Annotated in this window: 19 protein-coding genes; 12 read left to right on the top strand and 7 right to left on the bottom strand. The window is 59.3% G+C overall.

Annotated elements, in window-relative coordinates; translation table 11 throughout:
• Positions 1–120: 120 nt before the first annotated feature.
• Both J7394_RS14310 and J7394_RS14305 read right to left on the bottom strand, forming a co-directional pair.
• Positions 121–939 carry a ferritin-like domain-containing protein gene (locus tag J7394_RS14310; protein WP_247748239.1) on the bottom strand — a complete coding sequence of 273 codons (819 nt, stop codon included), beginning with the start codon at positions 937–939 and terminating at the stop codon, positions 121–123.
• Positions 940–1,027: 88 nt separating this feature from the next.
• Positions 1,028–1,489 (bottom strand): peroxiredoxin, encoded by a 462-nt coding sequence (locus J7394_RS14305; RefSeq protein WP_170707823.1) that lies wholly within the window; start codon positions 1,487–1,489, stop codon positions 1,028–1,030.
• Between the two features lie 68 nt (positions 1,490–1,557).
• Here J7394_RS14305 and J7394_RS14300 point away from each other — a divergent pair, with 68 nt between their 5' ends.
• The 4 genes from J7394_RS14300 (at position 1,558) to J7394_RS14285 (ending at position 8,205) form a co-directional block, all read left to right on the top strand.
• Entirely contained in the window at positions 1,558–4,941 is a 3,384-nt protein-coding gene (locus J7394_RS14300; RefSeq protein WP_371812019.1) for a DUF3971 domain-containing protein, read from the top strand.
• Positions 4,942–5,086: 145 nt separating this feature from the next.
• Positions 5,087–6,133, top strand: coding sequence for a tRNA preQ1(34) S-adenosylmethionine ribosyltransferase-isomerase QueA (gene queA / locus J7394_RS14295; RefSeq protein WP_209253916.1), 1,047 nt, complete (start codon positions 5,087–5,089; stop codon positions 6,131–6,133).
• A gap of 112 nt (positions 6,134–6,245) precedes the next feature.
• On the top strand, positions 6,246–7,526 hold the full coding sequence (locus tag J7394_RS14290) for an MFS transporter (RefSeq protein ID WP_209253914.1): 1,281 nt from the start codon (positions 6,246–6,248) through the stop codon (positions 7,524–7,526).
• Between the two features lie 100 nt (positions 7,527–7,626).
• Complete coding sequence (locus J7394_RS14285; RefSeq protein WP_209253913.1) at positions 7,627–8,205, top strand: DUF924 family protein; 579 nt, start codon at positions 7,627–7,629, stop codon at positions 8,203–8,205.
• Here the strand turns inward: J7394_RS14285 and J7394_RS14280 are convergent.
• Positions 8,166–8,636 carry a hypothetical protein gene (locus J7394_RS14280; RefSeq protein WP_209253912.1) on the bottom strand — a complete coding sequence of 157 codons (471 nt, stop codon included), beginning with the start codon at positions 8,634–8,636 and terminating at the stop codon, positions 8,166–8,168. The genes J7394_RS14285 and J7394_RS14280 overlap by 40 nt on opposite strands.
• A gap of 216 nt (positions 8,637–8,852) precedes the next feature.
• Between J7394_RS14280 and lpdA the strand changes: the two genes are divergently transcribed.
• On the top strand, positions 8,853–10,247 hold the full coding sequence (lpdA, locus tag J7394_RS14275) for a dihydrolipoyl dehydrogenase (protein WP_170700396.1): 1,395 nt from the start codon (positions 8,853–8,855) through the stop codon (positions 10,245–10,247).
• A 136-nt stretch (positions 10,248–10,383) separates the two neighbouring features.
• On the opposite strand, the gene J7394_RS14270 is transcribed toward lpdA, so the two are convergent.
• Positions 10,384–11,769 carry a dipeptidase gene (locus J7394_RS14270; RefSeq protein WP_209253911.1) on the bottom strand — a complete coding sequence of 462 codons (1,386 nt, stop codon included), beginning with the start codon at positions 11,767–11,769 and terminating at the stop codon, positions 10,384–10,386.
• A gap of 327 nt (positions 11,770–12,096) precedes the next feature.
• Between J7394_RS14270 and hemA the strand changes: the two genes are divergently transcribed.
• The 3 genes from hemA (at position 12,097) to ispG (ending at position 15,826) form a co-directional block, all read left to right on the top strand.
• Positions 12,097–13,320 carry a 5-aminolevulinate synthase gene (gene hemA, locus J7394_RS14265; protein WP_209253910.1) on the top strand — a complete coding sequence of 408 codons (1,224 nt, stop codon included), beginning with the start codon at positions 12,097–12,099 and terminating at the stop codon, positions 13,318–13,320.
• Positions 13,321–13,449: 129 nt separating this feature from the next.
• On the top strand, positions 13,450–14,646 hold the full coding sequence (locus J7394_RS14260; RefSeq protein WP_209254127.1) for a helix-turn-helix domain-containing protein: 1,197 nt from the start codon (positions 13,450–13,452) through the stop codon (positions 14,644–14,646).
• 70 nt (positions 14,647–14,716) lie between these two features.
• Complete coding sequence (gene ispG, locus J7394_RS14255) at positions 14,717–15,826, top strand: flavodoxin-dependent (E)-4-hydroxy-3-methylbut-2-enyl-diphosphate synthase (protein WP_209253909.1); 1,110 nt, start codon at positions 14,717–14,719, stop codon at positions 15,824–15,826.
• A 77-nt stretch (positions 15,827–15,903) separates the two neighbouring features.
• On the opposite strand, the gene J7394_RS14250 is transcribed toward ispG, so the two are convergent.
• The 3 genes from J7394_RS14250 to J7394_RS14240 form a co-directional block, all read right to left on the bottom strand.
• Positions 15,904–16,560 (bottom strand): HAD family phosphatase, encoded by a 657-nt coding sequence (locus J7394_RS14250; protein ID WP_209253908.1) that lies wholly within the window; start codon positions 16,558–16,560, stop codon positions 15,904–15,906.
• A gap of 133 nt (positions 16,561–16,693) precedes the next feature.
• Positions 16,694–17,452, bottom strand: a complete 759-nt coding sequence (locus J7394_RS14245) for a DsbA family protein (RefSeq protein ID WP_209253907.1) — start codon at positions 17,450–17,452, stop codon at positions 16,694–16,696.
• Entirely contained in the window at positions 17,449–18,831 is a 1,383-nt protein-coding gene (locus J7394_RS14240; protein WP_209253905.1) for a M48 family metalloprotease, read from the bottom strand. The genes J7394_RS14245 and J7394_RS14240 overlap by 4 nt, the downstream gene beginning before the upstream one ends.
• On the opposite strand from J7394_RS14240, the gene J7394_RS14235 reads away from it, so the two are divergent.
• The 4 genes from J7394_RS14235 (at position 18,830) to prfB (ending at position 25,110) form a co-directional block, all read left to right on the top strand.
• Entirely contained in the window at positions 18,830–19,990 is a 1,161-nt protein-coding gene (locus J7394_RS14235; RefSeq protein ID WP_209253903.1) for a pyridoxal phosphate-dependent aminotransferase, read from the top strand. The two genes, J7394_RS14240 and J7394_RS14235, sit on opposite strands and share 2 nt — an antisense overlap.
• Positions 19,991–20,056: 66 nt before the next feature.
• Entirely contained in the window at positions 20,057–21,277 is a 1,221-nt protein-coding gene (locus J7394_RS14230) for an N-acetylmuramoyl-L-alanine amidase (RefSeq protein WP_209253901.1), read from the top strand.
• A 106-nt stretch (positions 21,278–21,383) separates the two neighbouring features.
• Positions 21,384–23,873, top strand: coding sequence for a PBP1A family penicillin-binding protein (locus J7394_RS14225; protein ID WP_209253899.1), 2,490 nt, complete (start codon positions 21,384–21,386; stop codon positions 23,871–23,873).
• A gap of 112 nt (positions 23,874–23,985) precedes the next feature.
• On the top strand, positions 23,986–25,110 hold the full coding sequence (prfB, locus tag J7394_RS14220) for a peptide chain release factor 2 (protein ID WP_170373982.1): 1,125 nt from the start codon (positions 23,986–23,988) through the stop codon (positions 25,108–25,110).
• The last annotated feature ends 11 nt before the right edge of the window (positions 25,111–25,121 follow it).

Here is a 25,121-nt window from a genome sequence, read left to right as displayed (position 1 = left end):
CTTGGGCGAGATGCTTAATAGGGTCTCCGCATTCGGGCAAGTTTGTTGACCAATTTGCCGTCCAAGGTGCAGATTTCCCCCTAAAGATCGGCGAAAATCTGCCGAAATTAATCTTTTGGATCAGTCTGAGACCTGGCCCGGCGCGGGCATATCCTCGGTGAGTGGCCAGTAGAAGTCCGGCGGCAATCCTGCCTCGGCGCGCTTCTCTTCGTTAAAGGGCGGTTTCAAGGCACCGTGGAAATAGCGCCGAACCAATTGGTGGAAGACGTCTTTGGGGTCGGCGTTTTCGCGTCCGCACAGAAAATGAAACCACTTGGAGCCATAGGCGACGTGGCCAACCTCTTCTGCATAGATCACCTCGAGCGCGGCGATGGCCTGTTCGGCCTTTGCCTTGCGAAAGATGTCGATCATGCCGGGTGTAACATCCAACCCGCGTGCCTCCAGCACCATGGGAACCACCGCAAGGCGGCCCATCAGATCCTCGGCGGTGTCTTCGGCAGCGCGCCACATGCCTGCGTGGGCGGGCAGGGCGCCGTAAAAGCTGCCCATCTGTTCAAGGCAGTCGCAGACCATCTCAAAATGGCGCGATTCTTCTTCTGCGCATTTGACCCAGTCATCGTAGAAGCCGATCGGCATGGGAATGTGACCGAAGCGGGCAATAATGTCCCAGTGCAAATCCACCGCGTTGAGTTCGATATGTGCAACGGCGTGCATGAGCGCGATGCGTCCGGCCTCGGACCCCGGTTTGCGCTTTGGCACTTCGCGGGGCGAGAGCAGCTCGGGCTTTTCAGGGCGTGAAGGGGTCAAAGGCGGGGTGTCGGTGCCGATTTCAATCGCGTCACCCTCGCCCTTGCGCGATGCGAACCAAGCGGCGGCATGGCGTTTGGACAGGGCGGTTTTCTCCCGCCCGTCCGCTGTTGTCAGAACCTCGGTTGCCATCTGGGTCAGTGTCTTGGGCACGGGTACGCTCCGCCTTGTCGTGTCGAGGCCGGGGATAGACCGGATGGCGCGCGGGGTCGAGGGGGGGCTACATCGCCTTAACGGCCTCAAGCACCGCATCCACGTGGCCCGGCACTTTGACCTTGCGCCAGACCTGTGCGATGCGGCCCTCGGCGTCGATCAGGAAGGTCGCGCGTTCGATGCCCATGGATTTGCGGCCATACATGTTCTTCTCGACCCAGACGCCGTAGTCCTCGCAGACGGTCGAGTTTTCATCCGACAGCAACGGGGTGGTCAGGTCGTGCTTGGCGACGAACTTGTCATGTTTGGCCACGCTATCGCGTGAGATGCCAAAGACCTGAGCGCCCGCATCGGCAAAGGCCTGAAGCTGCTCCGAGAAACCGATGGATTCCTTGGTGCAGCCCGGCGTATCATCGCGAGGATAAAAGAATAAAACGACGGCACTGCCGCGCAGATCCGCGAGGGATACCTCACCGCCGCCGTCTCGGGGCAGGGTGAAATCAGGGGCCATGTCTGAAACGTCGGGCATTGGAAACTCCGCTAAAGGTTTTTAAACGCTGCCCGATATCATAGGGCAACGCAGACGGGTTGAAAGGCGTGGAACGCAAATTGGTGCAGCAGGATCAGGACAATAGCGAAGAGGCGGGCCAACCGAAACGTCGCCGCTCGCGCCGTCGGACGGCGGGCATCTGGACGTTGCGCGGCGTTATTTTGCTGGTCGTGCTGGCTGTGGTCACGGGGTTCATGGTGCTGGGCCAGCGTATGCATGCCCCAGCTTGGCTGCGCAGTCACGTTGAGGCGCGGTTGGAGGAAAATCTGGGTGGCCTTCAGATCCGCTTTGGCGATGTCAGCTTTATCATCCACGAAGGCTGGCGGCCCCGTTTGCGTCTGACGGATGTGTCCATCAGTGATCAGGCCGGACAACAGATCGCCCAAGTGTCAGATATGCGGGCCAGCTTGGCGATGCGGCCCTTGCTGCGCGGTCATGTGCGGCCCAAGCGGATCATACTCAGCGGCGCGCAGATCGCCCTGACCCGAGGGGAGGACGGCGCGCTGACCCTGACAGTGGGCACTGGCAGCGCGCCCGTGCAAAGCGCGTCGAATCTGGCCGAATTGATCGAGGCCGGGGATGAGGTGTTCCTGTCTCCGGCCCTGTCTGCGCTGACCTCGGTGCAGTTGGATGCGATCACGCTGGACTATCGCGATCTGCGGTTGGGGCGGTCCTGGATTCTGGACGGCGGTCACATTCAGCTGACCCGCAATGACGATGAAATGCGGTTGGCGACCGGGTTCTCGGTCCTGTCCGGGCGCGATTTCGTAAGCCAGATCGAGGCGAACTACACAAGCATTCTGGGCACGCCCGAGGCGCGTTTTGGCGTGACGATCACCGACCTCCCGGCCGAGGATATCTACGGCCAAAGCCCTGCATTGGTGTGGCTGCAAGTTTTCAAAACGCCGATCTCGGGGGCGATGCGGGGTAGTGTGGATGACTCTGGCGCTTTTGGCCCCATCTTCGCGACGCTCAATCTGGGGGCAGGGGCGCTGCAGCCGAACCCGGAGACACGGCCCATCCCCTTCGAATCTGCAAGTACATATTCCACCTATGACCCCATCCGGCAGGAGCTGGATTTCAACGAGGTCTCGATCGACTCCGCCTGGGGATCTGTGCAGGCGACGGGCAAGGTCTATCTGGAAGGGGTCGAAAACGGCACGCTGGACAGTCTGGATGGGCAGTGGAGCCTGACCGGGATCAATGTGAACCCGGCCAATCTTTTCCCTGAGCCTTTGAACCTGACGCGGGCCGATCTGGACGTTCAGATGAAATTCGACCCGTTCCGGCTGCGCGTCGGTCAGATGACAATCGAGGACGGCGACCATCGCGTTCGGGCGTCGGGTCTGCTGGTCGGGCTGGCCGATGGCTGGTCGGCCGATCTTGATGCGCATCTGGATCAGATGACCTCAGACAGGGTTCTGAACTACTGGCCCGAGCGTCTAGCACCCAAGCCGCGGGAATGGGTGACCAAGAACCTCTCCAAAGGGGCGCTGTCGGATATGGATTTCGCGCTGCGTCTGCGGCCCGGTAGCAAACCCGACATCTATCTGGATTTCGGGTTCGAGGATGCAACTGTTCGGTTTGCCAAGACGCTGCCTCCGGTCGAAGGCGCGCAGGGGCAGGCCAGCCTGATTGACGACCGCTTTACCGCAACTGCGCAGCAGGGTGTGGTGATGGCAGATCAGGGCGGGGCGGTGGATGCGTCTGGGACGTCCTTTATCATTCCCGATACGGAAATCAAGAAATCCGCACCGGGGATTGCGCGGATCAGCGCAAAAGGCAGCGTCACCGCCGCTTTGTCTCTGCTGGATCGCCCGCCGCTTAGCCTGCTCAGCAAGGCGGGGTTGCCGGTCGATATGGCCGAGGGGGACGTGGCGCTGACGGGCACGTTGTCCTTGCCGCTGATCAAGGGCCTCAAGTTTCAGGATACGCAGTTTCACTTCGCGGGCACGCTCGGAGACCTGAACAGCGACCGTCTGGTACCGGGATTTTCCGTCAGCGCACCGATGCTGGAGCTGTCCGGAGACCAGACCGGCGTGCAGATCGAGGGGCAGGGCTTGTTCGGCGATGTGCCTGTGCAGGCCAAATGGCAACAGCCGATTGATGGCAAGACCGCGCAGCGCAGCACCGTGACGGGGCAGATCGAACTGTCCCAACGTTTGATGGCTGAATTGAAGGCCGGGTTGCCGCAAAGTTTCCTCAGCGGGTCCGGCGCGGCTGATTTTACGCTGGGCATTGGTGCGGGCGCGCCGCCGCAACTATCAGCCTCATCCGATCTGGTGGGCGTTACGCTGGCCATACCCGAGCTGGGATGGCGCAAGCCCGCGTCGACCAGCGGTACGCTGACTGCTGATGCAACGCTGGGCGCTGGGCTGAAGGTTGATGCCCTGAACCTGCAGGCGGCGGGGTTGCGGACTGCGGCGTCGATCACCTTCCGGGAGGGAGAGTTTGACCGTGTCTCCTTCAGCTCATTCGATCTGGGCGACTGGCTGGCTGTTCCGGCCGAATTGATCGGGCGGGGTACCGCCGCACCCGACATTCGCGTTCTGGGCGGGGTGCTGAACCTTGGCCGCGCCACATTCGGCGGGTCCGAGGGGGGCGGCACCGGGTCGGGCGCTGGCCCTAAGCTCGACGTCACGCTTGACCGTCTTCAAGTCACCGAGAGCGTGGCTCTGACCGGCTTCAAAGGCGCGTTTCAAACGACCGGAGGGGTCAACGGCACCTTCAATGCCCGCGTCAACGGAGGGGCTGCCGTGCAAGGGCGCCTCACCCCGCGAGGCGCGCGCAGTGCGGTTTCTCTGACTTCGAAGGATGCCGGGGCTGTATTGCGTTCTACTGGTTTGATGACACAGGCGCGGGGCGGAACCTTGGACGTGCAGTTGGAACCGGTCGCGGCCGCTGGCAGCTATGACGTGATCCTCAAAATTGTCCGCACCCGAATTCATGACGCACCGACAATGGCGGCGCTGCTGAATGCGATCAGTCTGGTCGGGCTGCTGGATGAAATGGCTGGTCAGGGCATCTTCTTCTCGTCCATCGACAGCCGGATGCGGATCACCCCGACCGAGGTCAAGATACTCAGCGGAAGTGCTGTTGGCCCGTCCATGGGCCTGTCTTTCGATGGAAAGGTGAATACGGTGGCCGGGACATTGAACCTGCGAGGGGCTATTTCTCCGATCTATCTGCTGAATGCGGTCGGCAGCGTTTTTACCAAAAAGGGCGAGGGAGTCATCGGGTTCAACTATGCGCTTACGGGGCCGTTTGCCGATCCCAAGGTCTCGGTCAACCCTCTATCAGGCCTTGCGCCGCTGTTCCTGCGCAACCTGCTGCGCCCTGCGGCCCCGACGGTGTCGGACGGTCCGAATGCCGTCCAACGCAAACCCGACGAGCCCAAACGTGCGTTCGATACACCGAATTTCGAACGCTAGATCGCTTCGGGTTAAACCTGAGGCACGAATACCCTGCGACGCTTTCAGCGTTCTCGGGACGTTCGTGTCACCTGACGGTTGAGGTAAAACCCGAAACGCTTTTGTGGATATGGCCGAATCTCTTGCGGCCTTGTATGGCGCGGCCATGAAACTCAGCGATTTTGATTTCCACCTGCCCGAAGACCTGATTGCGACCCGGCCCGCCAACCCGCGCTCATCCGCGCGTTTGCTGGTGGCCGAGGGTGAGGCGATCTCGGACAGCCATGTGTTCGATCTGCCCAACTGGCTGCGCCCCGGCGATCGGCTTGTGTTGAACGATACGCGCGTGATCCCGGCAAGGCTCAGTGGACGGCGGCACCGCGACAGCGCCCAAGGGCCGGTTTCCGCCGCGATCGAGGCGACGTTGCTGGAACCTCAGGCGGATGGGTCCTGGACCGCGCTGATCAAGCCGCTGAAAAAGGTCAAACCGGGCGAAGAGATCGTATTCTCGGACGATCTCAGCGCGGCGCTGGACCGGGTTGAGGACGGGCAGGCCTATCTCCAGTTTAACCTTAGTGGTGAGGATTTTGACGCTGCCCTTGAACAGGCCGGTGCGATGCCCTTGCCACCCTACATAGCCGCCAAACGTCCGGCGGATGAGCAGGACAAGACGGACTACCAAACCATCTGGGCGCGCAACTCGGGCGCTGTAGCTGCTCCGACCGCGTCGCTGCATTTCGATGACGCGCTGATGGCGGCGCTGGCCGAGCGCGGGGTGGAATTCAGTCACGTGACCCTGCATGTGGGCGCGGGAACCTTTCTGCCGGTCAAGGTCGAGGACGTGACAACCCACAAGATGCATGCCGAGTGGGGCCGGGTCAGCCAGCAGGCCGCTGATGAGATCCGCGCCACCAAGGCGGCAGGGGGCCGGGTGATCCCGGTCGGCACCACCGCACTGCGCCTGATCGAAAGCGCCGCGCGCAGTGGCCAGATCGCGCCTTGGGAGGGGGAGACCGACATCTTCATCTATCCGGGTTTTCAGTTCCACGTGACGGATGCGCTGATGACCAATTTCCACCTGCCCAAATCGACCCTGCTGATGCTGGTTTCGGCCCTGATGGGGCAGGAGCGTATGCGGTCCGTCTATACCCATGCGATTGAACAGAAATATCGGTTTTTCTCGTATGGGGATTCGTCCCTTCTGATCCCATGAACCCCTCAGCCGCGACGCTGTCCGACAGGGAATGTCGTAGACAGGCGCGATCCGCTTTGGTTTTGATCACATAACGACTCGCAATACAGCTTGGCACATCCCGGAGGCCCAAATGATTCAGGTTCTGTCCACCGCTTGGGCGCTTCTCCTCGGTATGGGGCTGCTGATGGTCGGCAACGGCCTGCAAGGTACGGTTCTGGGTGTCCGGGGTGAGATCGAAGGGTTCTCGACCCTCGAGATGTCCTTTGTCATGTCAGCCTATTTCATGGGGTTTCTGGGCGGATCACGCCTCGCGCCCGAGATGATCCGCAGGGTCGGCCATGTGCGTGTCTTCGCGGCGCTGGCCTCGTTCATTTCTGCGGTCATGATCATGTATCCGCTGCTGACCGACCCGATCGCTTGGTTCCTGGGGCGGGCCGTGATCGGCTTTTGCTTCTCGGGCGTTTATGTGACCGCCGAAAGCTGGCTGAACAACGCGGCCAGCAATGAGAACCGGGGGCAGGCGCTGTCTCTCTATATGATCGTGCAGATGCTGGGGATCATCTCAGCGCAGGGTCTGGTTCTGCTGGGGGATCCCGCCGGGTATGAGACATTCGTGATCGCCTCGGTGGTCGTCTCGGTCTCATTCGCGCCGATCTTGCTGTCGATTTCTCCGACACCCGCGTTCGACACGACCAAACCCATGACCCTGCGCGAACTGATGGGTAAATCCCCCTTGGGCTGCGTGGGCATGTTCCTGCTGGGCGGCGTGTTCTCGGCGCAGTTCGGCATGGCCTCAGTCTATGGCGCGCGCGCCGGGCTGAGCCTGCTTGAGATCTCGACCTTCGTGGCCGCCTTCTACATCGGGGCCATCGTGCTGCAATACCCGCTGGGCTGGTTCTCGGACCGGATGGATCGGCGCTTCCTGATCCTGTTGGCGGCCGCAATCGGCGGGGCCAGTTCCTTGGCCGGTATGCTGTTCGGGATGAGCTTTCCGATCCTTCTGGTCGCAGCCTTCTTCATCGGCGGGATGTCCAACCCGCTCTATTCCCTGCTGATCGCCCACACGAACGATTTTCTGGATCGTGAGGATATGGCCGCCGCCTCCGGAGGTTTGATTTTTATCAACGGTCTCGGGGCCATTACAGGCCCGCTCATTACCGGTTGGCTGATGGGGGATGGGATCTTTGGACCTCCGGGCTTTTTCCTGTTCATCGCCGCATTGCTGTTCGTGATGGCAGGCTATGCGATGTACCGCATGACACAGCGCCCGGCGATTCCTGTCGACGAAACCGGCACCATGTCGCCCCTGTACCCCTCCGCATCCCCGGTTGCGCTTGAGGTTGCCCAAGAAGTGGCCATCGAAGCCGCCGAGGCGGAAGAGGACGCACAAGATGTTTCCGCTAACGCCTAAATATGTCCGAAATGTAGTAATATTTTACTGTTACAAATCTGTAAAACAGCCTTAAATGACCGTACGTCCCTGGGGAGGGCAACACACGGAGATAAGGGCAATGGTTGGTCCTGAAGACGTATTGAGTTTTTGGTTGGATGAGGTCGGCCCCAAGGGGTGGTACATGCAGGACGACGCGCTGGATCAGCAGATCCGCGACCGTTTCCTGAGCACCTGGGAAGCCGCGACAGAGGGCAAGTTTTCGCTCTGGTTGACATATCCCAGCGGGGCGTTGGCCTATATCATCCTCACAGACCAATTTCCACGCAACATGTTCCGCGGCGAGGCACGGGCCTTTTCGTCGGATCGCGCGGCTCTGGCCGCTGCGAAATGCGCGGTGGACAAGGGCTGGGATCTCAAAATCGACGAACCCGCGCGTCAGTTCTTTTATCTGCCGATGATGCATTCCGAAAACCTGTGTGATCAGGAACGCTGCGTACGCCTGATGTGCCAGAACCTAAGCAGCGAGGATTCCAGCAACCTGCTGCACGCGCGCGCGCACCGTGAGGTTATCCGGAAATTCGGACGTTTCCCCTATCGTAATGAGGCCCTGTCACGCACTCCAACCGTGCATGAGACCGCCTATGTCGACATGGGCGGCTATGGTGCCACTGTGCGTGAGCTGCAGGCAGCCGGATAGCTTTCAGGCCCGCATCCACGGATGGTAATGATCCGGTCGGCGACCACGTCGGCCGAGGTCTCAATTGCATGGTCAATCAATTGGTCAGGCGAGTCTGCCAACTCTCCAAACCGGGTCTGAACGGTCTGCAATTTGGTTTCTATCGTTTCCAGCTTGTCTAGCGTATTGGACATTCGCAGAGAAACGGCGGTGTTGCTCACCACACCGTCCTCTTGAATGCGGGCCAAATCACTGCGCAGCCCTGAAAGTTGTTCGCGAATACCCTGCGCCTCGTCCCGCAACGGGGCGACAACTTGCAGCTTTTCCGACAGCCCCGAGGTGACGTCCTCCACCGTCGAAGCCAGTTTCCACCCTAAAAACAGGCACAGCGCGACAAGGATCAGCGTTGCATTCAGAAGTGCAAGGAGAAGGTCTTTGAGGGTCTTGGCCATGATAAGTCTTTCGAATACTTTGTGAATATAAGGCGGGCGGAGGCCCCGGCTGTTCTTTTCTAGCCTTTGAAAAAGCTTGGGTATAGGCTGAAAACTGCACGTATCGACCATAACATACCGACGTCGCTTTTGTCGCGGTATGTCTATATTGATGCGCTGTGAAAAATAGTTTAATGCTAAACTAAATTTCAAACCGACCTGGGCCGAGAGGGACACATGGCTGAAAAATCTTTTGATCTGATCGTAATCGGTGCTGGTCCGGGCGGCTATGTGGCCGCAATCCGCGCGGCACAACTGGGCCTCAAGACCGTCGTGGTCGAGCGAGAGCATCTGGGCGGCATCTGCCTGAATTGGGGCTGCATTCCCACCAAGGCTATGCTGCGGTCTTCGGAGGTCTTCCACCTGATGGAGCGCGCAAAGGACTTTGGTCTGACGGCGGACAAGTTCGGTTACGATCTGGACGCGGTGGTCAAACGCTCACGTGGCGTTGCCGGCCAGTTGTCGGGTGGGATCGGCCACTTGCTCAAGAAGAACAAAGTCAGTGTCGTGATGGGCGAGGCGACGATTACCGCAAAAGGCAAAGTTTCGGTGAAAACCGAGAAGGGCACTGAAGAGCTGACCGCCAAGAACATCGTCCTCGCCACCGGCGCACGTGCGCGTGAACTTCCAGGGCTGGAAGCGGATGGCGATCTGGTCTGGACCTACAAACACGCGCTGCAGCCGCCTCGGATGCCGAAGAAACTGCTCGTCATCGGCTCGGGCGCCATCGGGATCGAATTCGCCAGCTTCTACAACACGCTGGGCGCAGACACGACCGTGGTTGAAGTGATGGACCGCGTGCTTCCGGTTGAAGATGCCGAGATAAGCGCCTTCGCTAAGAAAGCTTTCACCAAGCAGGGCATGACCATCATGGAAAAAGCGATGGTCAAGCAGCTTGATCGCGGCAAGGGTAAGGTCACCGCGCATATCGAGGTCAAAGGTAAGGTCGAGAAGCACGAGTTCGACACGGTAATCTCTGCCGTTGGCATTGTCGGCAATGTCGAGAATCTGGGACTGGAAGCACTCGGCGTGAAAATCGACCGCACGCATGTTGTGACAGACGAGTTCTGCCGCACCGGCGTTGATGGTCTCTATGCGATTGGTGATATCGCCGGCGCGCCTTGGTTGGCTCATAAAGCCAGCCACGAAGGCGTCATGGTGGCCGACCTGATCGCAGGCAAACACGCGCATCCGGTCAAACCCGAAAGCATCGCAGGTTGCACCTATTGTCACCCGCAAGTGGCCTCGGTTGGCTATACCGAAGCCAAGGCCAAAGAGCTTGGCTACGACATCAAGGTCGGCCGCTTCCCCTTCATCGGGAACGGTAAGGCTATTGCGCTTGGAGAGCCTGAGGGCATGATCAAGACGATCTTTGACGCCAAGACCGGCGAGCTGCTGGGCGCGCATATGATCGGCGCAGAAGTGACCGAGATGATTCAGGGCTACGTGGTCGGTCGTCAATTGGAGACGACAGAAGAAGACCTGATGAACACCGTCTTCCCACATCCGACGCTGTCAGAAATGATGCATGAAAGCGTTCTGGATGCGTATGATCGCGTGATCCATATGTAAGGGGTTAGGGGGCTCTGCCCCCGCCGCGGCAAGCCGCGTCTCCCCCGGGATATTTATAGCCAGATGAAGCATGGGATCCCTCCTTCATCTGGCCGAAAATATCCCGGAGCGCGAGGCAGAGCCTCGCAAAAGACTTCTACGAATTCAAAGCATCCAGAATACGGGCCCAAGAGCGGATGCCCTTGTGGAAGCTTTTGACATCGTACTTCTCGTTCGGAGAGTGGATGGCATCGTCGTCATTGGCGTAACCGACCAGCATCGAATCCAGACCCAGAACGGTGTCGAAGTAACCAACGACCGGGATTGAGCCGCCCATCCCGGTGAACACGGCCTCGCGGCCCCATTCGTCAGACAGCGCAGCACGTGCCGCTTCGAATTCAGGGCGATCCAGATTCATGACCGAGGCTGGGGACCCTTCGAGGTCATTGTCCCAAACAACTTGGGCGTCCGGGGACAGGTGCTCCTCTACATGTTTACGAATCTTGTCGCGCAGCGCGTCGGGGTCCATGTCACCGACCAGGCGGCAGGTGATTTTGCAATGGGCCTCTGACGGGATCACCGTTTTTGATCCGGCACCGTTGTAGCCGCCCCAAAGGCCGTTGACCTCAAGCGTGGGGCGTGCCCATTGCTGTTCCAGTGTGGAATAGCCTTTTTCGCCATGCGGTTGGCTATATCCCACCGAGTTCAAGTACTCTGCTTCGTCGAAACCGCAGTTTTCCCACTGGCGCAGCTGATCTGCCGGGACCTCGTGAACACCTTCGTAGAACCCTTCAACAGCGACGCGTCCGGTCTCATCGTCATAGAAAGAAGCCACGATCTTGGACAATTCGCGCAGCGGGTTCAGACCGGGGCCGCCGTAGTGGCCGGAATGCAGGTCGATGCGGGGGCCGACGATGGTGAACTCATCCTTCAGCATGCCGCGCAACTGCGAGGCAATCGAAGGCACTCCGCGTGACACCATCGAGGTGTCGCAAACCAGCGCCAGATCGGCCTGCAATTCGTCTTTATTCGCTTCGAGGAACGGCACCAGCGACGGCGAGCCTGATTCCTCTTCACCTTCGAAGAAAAAGGTGATGCGGCAGGGCAGGGTGCCGTGGACAGCTTTCCAGGCGCGGCAGGCTTCGACAAAGGTCATCAGCTGGCCCTTGTCGTCGGATGATCCACGGCCTCGAATGACAGGTCCGTTTTCGGTCTCTTCGATGGCGGGGTCGAACGGATCGCGGTTCCACAGGTTCAGTGGGTCGACGGGTTGTACATCATAGTGCCCATAGAACAGCACATGCGGGCCTTCGCTGCCCTCACCCACATGACCCACGACCATAGGGTGACCGGGTGTTTCGCGCTTTTCTGCTGCAATACCGATGCTCTGCAGGTCCGAGACCAGCCAGTCGGCGGCCTTATCGACATCCGCTTTGTAGGCGGGATCGGTTGAGATCGATTGGATGCGCAACAGCTCCATCAGGCGGTCGATCGAGGTTTGCAGATCAGAGTCGATCCGGCTCAGCACGGCGTCTAGCGACATAACAGGGCTCCTGCTTGGGAATGATTTGCGCGAACCCTATCAGTGTTGGCGCCGCCGTCCAGAGCAGAGTGCGCAGTACCGCCCCGTAGTGAGTGGCTGAAGTTAAGCTTCTGTACCTGCGTCGTTTCCCCGCGTCTTTTAGACGTAAGTTTACTTGCTGCCCGGCTATGAAGCTTATATTTGATGCAAATCAAAGTTGGGTTCTAACGAGCGGCATTAGAAAGGTCGAACGTGCGAACACAAAGCTGTCCAAGGGCTTCGACCCAGCAGATGGCGGAATACAGGCTTTGGGTGAGGGGTTTGCCCGAGGCGATCAAGGAGGGTCCGTTGGACTATACTGCTCAGCTCGATTCAGCGATTGCCAGGCTGCATGAAGAAGGACGTTACCGGACCTTTATCGATATCGAACGCCGCAACGGGCACTTCCCGCATGCCGTTCGGACCCGTCCCGATGGAACGCAACAGAATATTACCGTGTGGTGCGGCAATGACTATCTTGGCATGGGCCAGCACCCGGTTGTTCTGAACGCCATGCACGAGGCCGTCGATGCGGCCGGTGCAGGGTCGGGCGGAACGCGCAACATCTCGGGCACGACTGTATATCACAAGCGCCTTGAGGCTGAGCTGGCCGATCTGCACGGCAAAGAGTCGGCTCTGCTGTTCACCAGCGCCTATATCGCCAATGACGCGACGCTTTCGACCTTGCCGAAACTGTTCCCCGGTCTGATCATCTATTCGGACGCGCTGAACCATGCCTCGATGATCGAAGGCGTGCGGCGCAATGGCGGCGCCAAGCGCATCTTCCGCCACAATGACGTCGCCCACCTGCGTGAGTTGCTCGAAGCAGACGATCCAAAAGCCCCCAAGCTGATTGCCTTTGAGTCGGTTTACTCCATGGATGGTGACTTTGGCCCGATCGAAGAGATTTGCGATCTGGCAGATGAATTCGGTGCGCTTACCTATATCGACGAGGTCCACGCGGTTGGCATGTACGGCCCGCGCGGCGGTGGTGTGACCGAGCGTGACCGTCTGGCGCATCGCATCGACATCATCAATGGCACTCTGGCCAAAGCCTATGGTGTGATGGGGGGCTATATCGCCGCCAGCGAAAAGATGTGCGACGCTGTGCGCTCTTACGCGCCGGGGTTCATCTTTACCACGTCTCTGCCGCCCGCTGTTGCGGCTGGTGCGGCGGCCTCGGTCGCGCATCTGAAAGTGACGCCGGAATTGCGCGAGCAGCATCAGACACAGGCCAAAATCCTGAAGCTGCGCCTGAAAGGCTTGGGCCTGCCGCTGATCGACCATGGCAGCCACATCGTGCCTGTTATCGTCGGTAACCCAGTCCATACCAAAATCCTGAGCGACCGGTTGCTGGACGATCACGGTATCTATGTGCAACCGATCAACTTCCCGACGGTTCCGCGTGGTACAGAACGCCTGCGCTTCACCCCATCTCCGGTCCATGGACCCGGTGAGATGAACCGTCTGGTTCAGGCGATGGACGAACTTTGGTCACATTGTGCGCTAAATCGCGCCGAACTTGCCGGTTAACCTCACGCTAAAGTGTGCAACGTGTTTGCCGCGTGTTAAGCTTACGCTAACAAAATAAGTGGACGAATCGTTATGGGGACGATTCGCCATGAGCGTGAAACACGCGACGGGCAAAATGGGGCGGCAGGAATGATTGGGCGCAGATCACAGCGCGATTCCGAAGAAGGTGTAGAAGTCAGACCAAAGGGTTTTGACGACTACGAAGTACGGCTTGGTGATCAGATGCGCGGCGAGCGCGCCACCATGGGCAAATCCCTTCTGGATGTTCAGCGCGAGCTGCGGATCAAAGCCAACTACATCGCTGCCATCGAAAACGCCGATCCTGATGCGTTCGATACACCCGGCTTCATCGCCGGGTATGTGCGTTCTTACGCCCGGTATCTGGGCATGAACCCGGATGAGACATTTGCCGCCTTCTGCAAGGAAAGCGGCTTTGAGGTTGCGCATGGCATGTCCGCCGAGGCCTCGGTTGTGCGCAAACCGACCGGAGATCTTCCGGCCCGTGGCCCGATGGGTCGGGATCCGTTTGTGTCTCCGAACACGCCATATATCCCCGGCAAAGAATCTTTTGTCAGTCAGGTTGAACCGCGCGCGATTGGCTCATCCCTAGTGTTGCTGGCCGTTATCGGCGGTATTGGCTATGGCGGCTGGGCCGTGCTGAACAAGATCCAGCAGGTGCAGGTCAGCCCGGTTGAGCAAGCACCTGTTGTTCTGTCGGACCTCGACCCCCTTGATGCGGCACGTAGCACAGAAACTGTCGAGACTGCTTCAACCGAAGCACTGGATCGCCTCTATCGCCCGCAAGCGCTGGATGTTCCGGTGATGGTCGCGCGGGATGCTCCGATTTCCACGCTTGACCCACGGACCGTCGGCACGTTCCGTCCGCCGGAACTGCCCGAGGTTCAGGTGGCCGAATTGCACACAGTTGAACGCCCGGCCTTGCCGCAGGTGGTCGAGCAGCTGGATACGACGTTGAAAATTGTCGCCGTGAACCCTGCGTGGATGCGTGTCACGGCCGCCGATGGTAGCGTGATCTTCGAAGGCACGCTGGGCACGGTTGAACAGGGCAGCGTGTTCGAAGTGCCTCTGACCGAAGAACCCCCGCTGTTGCGGGCAGGGGCGTCGGGTTCTGTGTTCTTTTCGATGAATGGTGAACACTTCGGACCTGTCGGTGCGCCGGGCACTGTCGCGAAGGGCGTCGTCCTGTCCAAGGACGCAGTGGCTGAGACCTATGCCGTCGCCGATCTCGAGGCGGAGCAGAACAGCGCCCTCAAGCAATTGGTGGCCGAGCTTCAGACGCAAACAGCGGGCGAGCCTGCCGAATAGTCTTGCCATTGCTCAACCACGGTTGCCGAACTATCTATGAGGCAACCTAGGCAGATGCGGACCTCTCTTCATGTCGCTCAACCACGTACGTCCCTGGCGCGATATCTACCGCCGTAAATCCCGCCAGATCATGGTCGGCAACGTGCCGGTCGGAGGCGATGCTCCGATTGCTGTCCAAACCATGACCAACACCCTAACCACTGATGTGGCGGCAACGGTCGCGCAGGTTCAGGCGGCGGCTGAGGCTGGTGCCGATATCGTGCGGGTTTCCGTTCCGGACGAGGACTCGGCCAAGGCGCTGAAAGAGATTGTGCGCGAAAGCCCGGTGCCCATCGTGGCCGACATTCACTTTCACTACCGTCGCGGCATCGAAGCCGCTGAGGCCGGGGCAGCCTGTCTGCGGATCAACCCGGGCAATATCGGCAACGAACAACGCGTGAAGGAGGTCATCGAGGCCGCAAGGGACCATAACTGCTCGATTCGGATCGGAGTGAATGCAGGCTCGCTCGAGCGGCACCTGCTTGAGAAATACGGCGAACCTTGTCCCGAGGCGATGGTCGAAAGCGGGTTGGAACATATCCGCATACTGCAGGACAATGATTTCCACGAATTCAAGATCAGCGTGAAAGCCAGCGACGTCTTTTTATCGGCGGCGGCCTATCAAGGCATTGCCGAGGCCACCGATGCCCCCATTCACCTTGGTATCACCGAGGCCGGAGGGCTGGTCAGCGGCACCATCAAATCCGCCATCGGTCTCGGCAACCTGCTGTGGATGGGGATCGGAGATACGATCCGCGTCAGCCTGTCCGCAGACCCGGTCGAAGAGGTTAAGGTTGGCTTTGAAATCCTGAAATCGCTGGGCCTGCGCCATCGCGGCGTCAACATCATCTCATGCCCCTCCTGCGCGCGTCAGGGGTTCGACGTGATCAAAACCGTCGAGACGCTGGAGCACCGCCTGGAACATATCAAAACGCCGATGTCCCTGTCGATCATCGGTTGCGTCGTCAACGGCCCGGGCGAGGCGCTGATGACCGATGTCGGCTTCACCGGCGGCGGAGCAGGGTCGGGCATGGTCTATCTGGCGGGCAAGGCCAGCCACAAGATGTCGAACGATCAGATGATCGAGCATATCGTGGAAGAGGTCGAGAAAAAGGCCTCTGAATTGGATGCGGCGGAGTAGCGTGGGTATACATAGCTGACGTACTACATTCTATTGGACTGCTTTGTGGGTTTTGTTTCCGTTCGCGACGTGCTCACCTAAGCAGTTTGTATCCTCTCGATCATATCTGGCAATTCGGCGTAATTTGAAAAGCTGTACTCTGATAGAGGTGCACTGAATTGCTCGCAGAAATGCAAGGGTGTCATTCCCGCCGCCTTGGCAGCAGTGATGCCAACCTCACTGTCCTCGACGACGATGCAATCTTCAGGCGAAAACCCCATTTGATGAGCTGCGTGGACGAACAGATCAGGCGATGGTTTCCAAGACTTCAGGTCGTAGGAACTGAACAGCCTTTTTCCAAAGAAGGGTCGTAGCCCATGACTATCCACTAACACTTCGATTTTGGGCATTGGTCCGCCTGATGCGATACACATTTGTTGGCGAAGTCTGACAAGTGCATCAGCGACCCCGGAAAAAAGGCGCGTATCGGATTCGATTAGTATCGACGCATGCTCGCGATAGCGTTGCTCTATGTCGATTGGCAGACGTAGTCCGAGTGTGTTTTCAATGTCGGAAAAAATTGTGGCGAGCTTTTTCCCTCGATACCGGCTCGATAGCTCCGAAATAGACATAGCCAATTGGGGAATAGCTTCGTTCAAGGCCTGTAAGCAGGCGGTCTCGCTATCAACGAGTGTACCATCGAGATCAAAAATTATGCAGCTTTCCAATAGAGATCTCGCTTCGTCCACCGCCACCCATATTGCGTGTTGGTCATCGCGTCTGCCATGAGTCCTAAACCGACATCTGCGGTGCTACTGTTCTGAGGTATATTGTGCATTCTTGGACGGCGCGCCCGTTCGTATGGGGCGGCAAGGCCGCCCCAACAACTTACCCCTGTTCCGCCCGCACGCCGTCTGCGATCTGCTTCATCTGATCCGCGGGCAGGAAGCCGCGCAGCATTTCGGTGCCTAGGACGAACGAGGGCGTGCCGGTGATCTGCATCCGTTGTGCAAGTTCTCGGGTGCGGGTGATCTCTTCGGTGACCTGGTTGCTGTCCATCGCGGCGATGATGGCGTCGCTGTCCAGCCCAAGCCCGTCCGAGATGCGGCGTAGGGTCACTTCGCTGGGTTCTCCGCTGAATTCCAGTAGGGCGTCATGAACCTGTTTATAGGCGTCATCGCCGGCGACATGTTTGGTCGCAACAGCAAAGCGTGAGGACAGGACCGAGGCATCGCCCAGAATCGGGAACTCTTTGATCACCAGACGGATATTGCCGTCTTCGGCCAACAGGCTGGCCACCTCGGGCACGGCGCGGCGGCAATAGCCGCAGCGGTAGTCCATGAACTCGACCAAGGTGATGTCGCCCTCCGGATTGCCGCCCACCCAGCTATAGCCGTCATTGAACAGCTCATCCGCGTTCGAGGCGACCAGATCGCGGTCGGCCTGTTCCTGAGACGCTGCGTTGCGCTGTTCCAGAATGGTGATCGCTTCGATGATCACTTCGGGGTTTTCCAGCAGATACTCGCGCACCTGTGCTCCGAACTCGGCCTTTTCGGCATCGCTGAGCGCATTGAGGTCCAGCGCCAGCGCCGAAGTCGATATCAGGGAAAGCCCCAAAAGGGCGGGGGCTGCATGTTTCAGGATCATTTGCGTTTCCTTTTCGCTTTCTCTGCGCGTTTCGAGGCAATCAACACATCTTGTGCCCTTTGCCAACCCGGTGAGCCTTCGGGAAGTTGCCCGATGGCCCGTCTTGCGTGAATACCTGCATCGGCCAACCGGCCCTGCAAGGCGTATCGTTCTGCGGTGACGGTCGAGGCCATACCGTTATTGCCGACCTTGGAATAGGCCACTCCCAAATCCCGCATCAGCCGCGCGTTGCGGTAGTCGCGGGCGCGGGCTTTCTCCAGCGCCTCCAACGCCGTGTCGGTCTGGCCTTGTAGCAGCAGCGCCCGTCCGTACCCGGCAAGAATCAACGCATTGTGCGGCGCCATTTCAACCGCTTGGGCATACGCATTAACTGCCTCGGAAAATTGCCTGTTTTCCAGAAGGATTTGACCTTTCAGTTCATAGTAGAAGGGATCCTCGGGCCGAATTTTCAAGGCTTCATCTATCGCTGCACGCGCACGTGCCAGATCGCGGTTCTGGTGATGGGCCGACGCCTCGCGCATCATTCGGATGTCATACGCCGTTTCCTCTTTCGCGCGACGCATTGTCCAGCTCGGAGAGCGCAGAAAGGCCGAGAGTTTGCCTTTCACGCGTGCAAACCAATAGTCGGCGGTTTCATTGGGTTGGGTTTGATCGCCGAACTCGTCCAGAAACGCCTCAGCCGCGCGCAGGCGATCCCTGCTGGTGGGGTGCGAGCGCATATAGGGGTCCTGATTGGCCGTACTCAGCAATTCCTGACCTGCGAATTTGCGGTGGATCGCGACCATCCCCTTGGGTGAGATTCCGGCCCACCGCAGATAGCTGGCCGCGCTGCGATCGGCTGAGGCTTCCTCAGCCCGCGTGTGACCCAGAAAGCTGCGAATGGCCGCGCCTTGCGTGCCAACTGCAAGTCCTGCGGCGGCTTCCCGAGCGCCCGCTGCGGCTGTGATTAGAGCAAGCGCTGTGCCAAGGGTCGCCTTGCGTTGCGCATCCTGCAGGTTTTGGTGACGGCGGGCCAGATGACCGTTGGCGATATGAGCGGCCTCGTGAGCAATGACGGCTTGCAGCATTTCGGGGCTGTCAACCGACAGGATCAGGCCGTAGTTCAGGTAGATCGCGTTATAGTCGATCACGAAGGCGTTGAAGGTGTTGTCGTTGACCACCAGAATGTGCACCAGATTGGAGCTTAGCCCGGCGGCACGCAACACCGGAAAGGCCAGTTCGCGCAGGCCGTACTCGATATCGGGATCGCGGATCAGGCCCTGGGCGTGGCTCTGCACTGCCGCCGTCAGCCAGAGGACAGCCGCAAGTATCAGGGCCGGGATTGACGCCAGCCGGGATACGCGTTCAAAAGCCATGGCTGCAACATGGGAGATGGGCATGAGAAACTCAACCCGGTCCGGGGTCGATCCGTTTATTGTGATGGACGTGATGGAGGCCGCGCGCAAAGCCGAAGTGGCCGGACGCCACATCATTCATATGGAGGTCGGCCAGCCCGGAACCGGCGCCCCGAAAGGCGCGACTGAAGCCCTCGCCAAGGCAATGGAGCAAGGCCCGTTGGGTTATACCGTCGCGCTTGGGCTGCCCGCCTTGCGACAGCGGATCGCGCAGATGTATGGCGAGTGGTACAATGTCGATCTGAACCCCGAAAGGGTCGTGGTGACGCCGGGGTCTTCCGGCGGGTTCTTGCTTGCCTTTACCGCGCTGTTCGACAGCGGGGATCGCGTGGGGATCGGTGCGCCGGGCTATCCGTCCTACCGCCAGATTCTCAAGGCGCTTGGGCTGGTGCCCGTCGACCTGCCGACCTTGCCCGAGAATCGGCTGCAACCGGTGCCTTCGGATTTTGCCGGGCTTGATCTTCAGGGCCTGATGGTCGCGTCACCGGCCAATCCAACCGGCACCATGTTGGATCGCGCGTCGATGGGCGCGTTGATCGACGCGGCGCAGGGGCAGGGTGCCTCTTTCATCAGTGATGAGATCTACCATGGGCTGGAATATGAGGCCAAAGCCGTCACTGCGTTGGAGCTGACGGATGAGTGCTATGTGATCAATTCCTTCTCGAAGTATTTCTCGATGACAGGTTGGCGTGTTGGCTGGATGGTCGTTCCCGAGGATCAGGTCCGCGTGGTCGAGCGGATCGCTCAGAACATGTTCATCTGCGCTCCCCATGCCAGCCAGGTGGCCGCGTTGGCCGCGATGGATTGCGACGAGGAGCTGCAGGCCAATCTCGATGTCTACCGTCGCAACCGTGAGTTGATGCTCGAAGGGCTGCCAAAAGCTGGTTTCACGAATATCGCGCCACCTGATGGGGCGTTTTACGTCTATGCCGATGTCTCTGATCTGACTGATGACAGCCGCGCCTTTGCAGCCGAGATTCTGGAAAAGGCCGGTGTGGCTGTCACACCCGGTTTGGATTTCGATCCTGAGCGCGGACATACGACCCTGCGATTCTCCTACGCGCGGGCCACGGCCGATATTCAGGACGGGTTAGTGCGCCTGCGCAGCTTCATGGCCGAACGCGGCGCGTTGCAGCCGGTGTAAAGCGTTCACAAGAGGGGGCGGATGCGCTAGGGTCACGCTCAAACGATCTCGGGAAAACTTGAGGCCATGAGCAGGATTTTCTATTGCATCGCGCTGATCTGGGCGCTGTCCGGTGCCGCATTGGCGCAGGACTTCACTGCTTTGGCGCGCGTGCAGCCGGACCAAAGCCGCATCATCGATTCTGGTCGCACCGCGGTTCAGGTCAATCTTGGCGTCAGTCAGGGTGTACCCTACCGCATCTTCACGCTGCGCGATCCCTACCGCATGGTTCTCGACTTTCAGGAGGTCGACTGGACCGGCCTCAGTGCCGAAGAATTTCTGCAAACCGACCGGATCAGCGGCGTTCAGTTCGGGGCCTATGTCCCCGGCTGGTCCCGCATGGTTCTGGAATTGGGCGCACCGATGGCGGTGGACACGGCCGAGCTGAAGATAGATCAGATATCGGGCGCGGCGCTGTTGACCTTGCAATTGGTGGGCACCGATTTTGACACGTTCAACGCATCGGCGGGCGTACCGCAGAACCACGGCTGGGACCTTCCCGAACCTGCCGTCACAACATCCGAGACCCCGCGCAACGCGACGCAGGTCTTGCGGGTGATGCTGGACCCCGGCCATGGCGGTATTGATCCGGGTGCCGAGTTCGGCGGCATTGACGAGAAAACCATGATGCTGACCTTCGCGCGTGAATTGCGTGAATTGCTATTAAGGTCAGGTGGTTACGAGGTGGTGCTGACGCGGGTCGAAGATCAGTTCGTCTCGCTGGAACGTCGTATCGCGCTGGCGCATCGGGCCGGTGCGGATGTGTTCATCTCGCTACATGCCGACTCCCTCTCCGAAGGTCAGGCCCACGGCGCGGCGGTCTATACCTTGTCCGAGGATGCCTCGGACGTGGCCAGCGTCAAACTGGCTGAGCGTCATGATCGCGACGATCTTTTATCCGGGGTCGATCTGAACGGAGCTGATGATCAGGTCACCGATGTGCTGCTGGACATGGCACGGCAGGAGACCAAACCCCGCACCACTTCGCTTGCGGGCGCGATTGCCAATGGCATGGCGCAACAGGGCGGGCCGATGAATCGCAAACCGCTGCGCACGGCCTCGTTTTCGGTGCTGAAGGCGGCGGATATTCCGTCTGTTCTGGTCGAACTTGGGTTTCTTTCCAGCCCCAGAGACCTAAAAAACATCAAAAATCCCGAATGGCGCGCCAAAATGGCGCTGGGGATTTATCAGGGGCTCGAGGACTGGCGGCAGCAAGATGTGATCAGACGGTCCTTGATTGGACAGTGACCTGACGGCGCAAAACGGCTAGAATGCGCTTGTGGTTTTGACGCATGTTTTGACCCTTGGGCTTGGCATCCCTATATAGGCGGCAGCGCGAAAAAAAGGCAGTGACGTGATCCGGTTCATTCTATCGATTTTCGGGGCAGTTTTCAGCCTCGTGACTTTGGGTATCTTCATGGTTGCGCTGGTGATCGGCGCGGTCTTCTGGATGTATGGTCGCGACCTGCCCAGCCACGAGTCGCTGGCCCAGTACAAGCCGCCCACGATCAGCCGTATCTATTCCGGTGAGGGTCAGTTGATCGACGAATTCGCCCAGGAACGCCGTCTGTTCACCCCGTCCGAGGAAATCCCCGATCTGGTGAAACAGGCCTTCATTTCTGCGGAAGACAAGAATTTCTACACCCATCAGGGCTATGACCCGCGCGGCATTATCGCAGCCGGTGTCGAAGCTGTGCGCACCAAGGGAGAGACCGTGCGCGGGGCCTCAACCATCACACAGCAGGTGATGAAGAACTTCCTGTTGTCAGGCGACCGTCGGGCCGAGCGCAAGATCAAGGAAATCATCCTCGCCACCCGGCTTGAAGATACGCTCGACAAGGAACAGATCCTCGAGCTTTATATGAATGAGATCTTTCTGGGTCAGAACTCCTATGGCGTGACCGCTGCGGCGCAGACCTATTTCAACAAGACCCTGCAGGAACTGGCCCCGCATGAGGCCGCGATGCTGGCCGCGATGCCCAAGGCACCGTCGGACTATCACCCGGTCCGCCAAAAGGAACGCCTGCTGGCTCGCCGCAACTATGTTCTGCGCGAGATGAACCAGAACGGTTATATTGATCAGGCCACCTATGAGACCGAGGTCGAAATGCCTCTGCGTTCGGTCCAGAACGGGGATTTCGAAAGCTTCCGCACCGCACTGCCGCCGCGCGACTACTTCACCGATGAAATCCGCCGTCAGCTGAGCGAGGATTTCGGTGAGGGTGAGTTCTTTACGGGTGGTTTCACCGTACGAGCCTCGGTCGATGAAGAGATGCAGGTCGAAGCCGCGCGTGCGCTGCGTGAGGCATTGCAGAAATACGACCTGTCACGCGGTAGATGGCGTGGCACGGGCGAGGTGATCGCCGAAGAACGGCTGTCGGATGAAGCCCAATGGCGCGATGCATTGGCGCAGATGGAAATCCCCCGTGACGTTGTACTGCCGACCCAATGGTATCCCGCCGTTGTGCTGGACGTGGCCGAGCAACAATTGACCGTCGGTATTGAGGATGGCCCTGCCGATGGCACCATCCCACGCTCTGACATCAAATGGATGCAGGGCAACTTCTTTGATAATTTCAAACGCGGCGATGTGATCCTTGTCATGGCCGGGGAAGAGGGCCAATGGTCCGCCCGTCAGGTGCCCGAAGTGCAGGGCGGCTTTGTCGCGATGGACGTGAACTCGGGCCGCGTTCTGGCGATGCAAGGCGGGTTCTCGTATCAGGACACCGTGTTCAACCGTGCCACGCAGGCGCAGCGCCAGCCGGGGTCCTCGTTCAAGCCGTTTGTTTACGCGGCTGCGCTCGACAGTGGCTACAGCCCAGCCACCATCGTTGTGGACGCGCCGATTGAGGTGAATACCCCTCAGGGGCTGTGGCGCCCCAAGAACTCGTCGAACAAATTCTACGGTCCGACGCCACTGCGCACCGGGATCGAACAGTCGCGGAACCTGATGACCATTCGTCTGGCGCAAGAGGTCACGATGCCCGTCGTCGCGGGCTATGCGGAACGGTTCGGGGTTTATGACCGAATGGGTGCATTTCTGGCCAACTCGCTCGGGTCCGAAGAAACCACACTGTATAAAATGGTTGCGGCCTACGCGATGTTCGCCAATGGCGGTGAGCGGGTCGAACCTACTCTGGTCGACCGGATTCAGGACCGTTTTGGCAAGACGATCTATCGCCATGACGATCGTCAGTGCCTCGATTGTAACTCGACCTGGTTGGAGCCAAACGAGTCGCCGACCATTGAAACCAATCGCTCTCAGGTCATGGATGCGATCACCGCCTATCAGCTGACCTCGATGATGAAGGGTGTTGTGGATCGCGGGACGGCGTCGCGCTATGTCAACCTGCCGGTGCCGACGGCAGGTAAGACCGGAACGACCAACGACTCCAAGGATGCGTGGTTCATCGGCTTCACCTCGAACATCGTGGCCGGATGCTATATCGGCTATGACCGCCCGCGTCCGATGGGCCGGGGGGCCTATGGTGGCACCATGTGCGGGCCGGTCTTCCAGAGCTTCATGGAAAAAGCCGTTGAGAAATACGGCGGCGGTCCGTTCGAGGTGCCCGAGGGTGGTCACTTCATCAAGATCGACCGTTTCAGCGGCGCGCGCCTGCCTGCGGATGCATCCGGCGAATATGTCGTGGCCGAGTTCTTCCGGGACGGTGTGGATGGCTTCATCGACCGCATCTACGACGGCGGCTTTGCCATCGGATCCGACCTTCCGCTGTTCGAAGAGGCGCAACGCGCAGGCGTTCAGGTCCAAACCTCGACCGGTAGCACCGTCACTGTTGGCCCCAAAGCCTCGCAAGGGGATTTGAGTACCGGCGGCCTTTACTGATCGCTTTGTAAAATCTCTGACGGCCAAGCGTGTAATCCCGTCTGGCCCGTCTTGTGGTGGCCTTCTGCTCTTGCTATCACGCAGTCCTGTTTGACCAAGTTGGGGCAAGACCATGCGCGCCGAAACCCAGAATATCGTGGCGGAAATCGAAAAGTCGCTAGAGCTGCTGGCGCAGCGTATGGACTATGAAACCGCGCCCCATCGGCTTGAGGAATTCAATGCGCGGGTCGAGGATCCGAACCTGTGGGACAGCCCCGAGAACGCGCAGAAACTGATGCGCGAACGGCAGATGCTGGTCGACGCGATCGAGACCTATGAGTCCATCAAAACCGATCTCAGCGACAATATCGAGCTGATCGAGCTGGGCGAGATGGAAGAGGATGAAGAGGTCGTTCAGGACGCCGAAGCCTCGATCAAGTCTCTGAAGGACAAGGCCGCCAAGAAAGAACTGGAGGCTCTGCTGGACGGCGAGGCTGACAGCAACGATACCTTCCTCGAGATCAACTCGGGCGCGGGTGGGACCGAGAGCTGTGACTGGGCCTCGATGCTGGCGCGGATGTATGTGCGTTGGGCGGAAAAGAAGGGCTATACGGTCGAGCTGCAATCCGAGACCGCGGGTGAAGAAGCCGGGATCAAGTCGGCGGCCTATAAGATTTCCGGTCACAATGCCTATGGTTGGCTGAAATCGGAAAGCGGCGTGCATCGCCTGGTACGAATCTCGCCTTATGACTCGGCGGCCAAGCGGCATACCTCGTTCAGTTCGGTCTGGGTCTACCCCGTGGTCGATGACAATATAGAGATTGAGGTGAACCCGGCCGATATTCGGATTGATACCTATCGGTCCTCGGGTGCGGGTGGTCAGCACGTGAACACCACGGACTCGGCCGTGCGGATCACGCATATCCCGACTGGGATCGTTGTGACCTCATCCGAGAAGTCGCAGCACCAGAACCGCGATATCGCCATGAAGGCGCTGAAATCGCGCCTCTACCAACAAGAGCTGGACCGCCGGAACGCCGACATCAACGCGGCGCATGAAGCCAAAGGGGATGCGGGCTGGGGCAACCAGATCCGGTCTTACGTCTTGCAGCCTTATCAGATGGTGAAGGATCTGCGGACCAATCATGAGACCTCGGACACCAAAGGTGTGTTGGACGGGGATCTGGATGGGTTCATGGCGGCGACCCTGGCATTGAACGTGGCGGGCAAAAGCCGGTCCGAGGCGCAGGGCGACTAAGGCAGGGCAGG

Origin of the sequence: Ruegeria sp. R13_0, assembly GCF_017743995.1 — a bacterium.
GTDB lineage: Bacteria > Pseudomonadota > Alphaproteobacteria > Rhodobacterales > Rhodobacteraceae > Ruegeria.
The sequence above is the reverse complement of the archived record's forward strand: the minus strand, read 5'-3'. Positions and strand labels throughout refer to the sequence as shown.

Coding starts and splice junctions, on each gene's coding strand:
- J7394_RS14280 (WP_209253912.1), bottom strand. CDS start 8,636: ATGGCCAAGACCCTCAAAGACCTTCTCCTTGCACTTCTGAATGCAACG.
- J7394_RS14230 (WP_209253901.1), top strand. CDS start 20,057: ATGAGCAGGATTTTCTATTGCATCGCGCTGATCTGGGCGCTGTCCGGT.
- J7394_RS14245 (WP_209253907.1), bottom strand. CDS start 17,452: ATGATCCTGAAACATGCAGCCCCCGCCCTTTTGGGGCTTTCCCTGATA.
- queA (WP_209253916.1), top strand. CDS start 5,087: ATGAAACTCAGCGATTTTGATTTCCACCTGCCCGAAGACCTGATTGCG.
- J7394_RS14240 (WP_209253905.1), bottom strand. CDS start 18,831: ATGCCCATCTCCCATGTTGCAGCCATGGCTTTTGAACGCGTATCCCGG.
- ispG (WP_209253909.1), top strand. CDS start 14,717: ATGTCGCTCAACCACGTACGTCCCTGGCGCGATATCTACCGCCGTAAA.
- J7394_RS14310 (WP_247748239.1), bottom strand. CDS start 939: ATGGCAACCGAGGTTCTGACAACAGCGGACGGGCGGGAGAAAACCGCC.
- J7394_RS14235 (WP_209253903.1), top strand. CDS start 18,830: ATGAGAAACTCAACCCGGTCCGGGGTCGATCCGTTTATTGTGATGGAC.
- J7394_RS14270 (WP_209253911.1), bottom strand. CDS start 11,769: ATGTCGCTAGACGCCGTGCTGAGCCGGATCGACTCTGATCTGCAAACC.
- J7394_RS14260 (WP_209254127.1), top strand. CDS start 13,450: ATGATTGGGCGCAGATCACAGCGCGATTCCGAAGAAGGTGTAGAAGTC.
- J7394_RS14290 (WP_209253914.1), top strand. CDS start 6,246: ATGATTCAGGTTCTGTCCACCGCTTGGGCGCTTCTCCTCGGTATGGGG.
- prfB (WP_170373982.1), top strand. CDS start 23,986: ATGCGCGCCGAAACCCAGAATATCGTGGCGGAAATCGAAAAGTCGCTA.
- J7394_RS14305 (WP_170707823.1), bottom strand. CDS start 1,489: ATGCCCGACGTTTCAGACATGGCCCCTGATTTCACCCTGCCCCGAGAC.
- J7394_RS14285 (WP_209253913.1), top strand. CDS start 7,627: ATGGTTGGTCCTGAAGACGTATTGAGTTTTTGGTTGGATGAGGTCGGC.
- lpdA (WP_170700396.1), top strand. CDS start 8,853: ATGGCTGAAAAATCTTTTGATCTGATCGTAATCGGTGCTGGTCCGGGC.